The 1893-nt window shown below is 62.7% G+C and carries 1 protein-coding gene; it reads right to left on the reverse strand.

Annotation, left to right across the window (positions count from 1 at the left end; genetic code table 11):
• The coding region (locus tag WBB95_RS29075; RefSeq protein ID WP_424490718.1) for an argininosuccinate lyase at window positions 1-1504 on the reverse strand (1504 nt) is incomplete at its 3' end.
• Window positions 1505-1893 lie beyond the last annotated feature (389 nt).

The raw sequence follows: 1893 nt of genomic DNA on the forward strand, positions 1-1893 counted from the left end.
CCACCAGCATGCGCTTGACCTCCTGCGGCTGCGGGCCGCCGGTGCCCTTGCGGGTCTGGACCATGATGGTCGGCGACAGCGACGCGCGAAAGCCGGCCTCATCCAGCGGCAAGGTGTTGGGGGTCCATTTGTACTTGTCCGCCGCCTGGCTATACAGCTTCTGTGCGTCTGCGTACGGGAAGGTTTTCGGCGTGGTGCCGTTGCTGCGCGCTTCGGTGACGATCAGCGAGGCGAAGCTGTGACCGATGCGGAACGGCACTTTGTATTGGCGCTCCAGGGTGTCGGCCAGCTCCATCGATGTGGTCCATTCCGACTCGAGTTCTTCCAGCGCGCGCTGCGGGTTGATCTGCAGGGCGTCGAGCACCGCGTCCATGCTTTCGAACATCTCTTTGGTGGAGCGGAATACGCCCAGCGAGTCGAAGGCGAATTTGTAGTCGGTCATGCCGGTGGTCACGTTGTGCGCCCGCAAGGTCACGGCCTGGGCCAGGCCGACCACGTCCGACGCGCTCTCCCGCGCACGCATCAGCAAGCCCGGGTTGCGCTTTTGCGGCATGGCGCTGCTGGTGTAGGTGGCTTCTTCATCGAGCAGCAACCATGGGCGGATCTGGTGGTATTGGGTGTGGATGTCGCCAATCATCGCGCCAACGCGAATCGCCGACGATGACGCCATGTTAGCGGCTTCGATCGGGATGTCGTAGGTCGACACCTGGCTCGAATCCAGCGAGTTCTCGCGCACGCCATCAAAGCCCAGCAGCTCGGCCAGGCGCTCGCGGTTCAGCGGGTACGCCGAGTTCGCCAGCACGGCGGTGCCCATCGGGCTCAGGTTCAAGCGTGTGTACAGCTCACGGATGCGTTGGCCATCGCGATCAAACGCGGCTTCAAAGGCTAGCAGGTAATGCGCATAGCTGATCGGCATGGCCTGCACGCCGTTGGTGTAGGCGGGCACCAGGGTGTCGACGTTTTTGTCGGCGATGTTCAGCAGGCGCAGGCGCGTGGCGTTGAGGGCTTCGCTGTAGGCCAGCACCTGGCTGCGCAGGGCGGCCAGGCGGTAGGTGGCGAGCATGTCCTGACGGCTGCGGCCGGAGTGGATCAGCGAGGCTTCGGGACCGATTTTGTCGGTCATGATTTTTTCCAGTTGCAGCACATCGTTTGGGCGCGTGCCGCCGGGCTGGTCCGCCTGGGCGATGGCGTAGCGCACACCGCCGGCGATCTTCTGGCCCATCTCGGGTTTGACGATGCCTTCTTCGGTGAGCATCACGATGGAGGCTTTGTTGATGCGGTTCAGCCAGGCGAATTGGGTTTGGGTGGGGTCGCCCTTGGCCTTGTGTTCGGTTTGGGAGCTGTCGGGGGTAGCGCCGACTTTCGCTGCCTGGGCTGCGCACTGTTCGGTGGTCGTGCAGGGCAGTTCGCCGGTGTTGGCTGCGTAGGCGCCAAGGCTGTTGAAGAGGGCGAAGGCCACAGCCAGGGGAAGCAGGCTTTTGACGGCGCGGGGGGATGTGTTCACTGGGGTACCCGATTTATTTTTTGGAATTGGGAGCCGTCGTCGCATCGAGGCGTGCGCGGCAGGGTCAGGCTATCGGGTGTGCTTGCAGATTGAAAATATATAGTAAGTGTTGATGGGAGATGTTTTGGATATGGTGCGGCGGCTGCGGGCTTTGTGGGGGTTGTTGCGGATCTGTGGGTGCATATCCGTTAGTTGGGTGATGGCGGGTATGGGTTCCGCTCTTACAGCGGGTCACTTTCGAAAAGCGCGAAAGTAACCAAAGCGCTCTTGCCCCTCCACTCGGCACCTCGCTTAGGCTCGGTGTGCCCTCACTCCGGCTTGAATCCGTGGGCCGCCGTGACGGGCCATCCATGGCCCAACACGGCTAACCCGGCGTCCTGCCGGGTTAC

The sequence above is a fragment of the Pseudomonas sp. genome (genome assembly GCF_049645325.1).
Lineage (GTDB): Bacteria > Pseudomonadota > Gammaproteobacteria > Pseudomonadales > Pseudomonadaceae > Aquipseudomonas.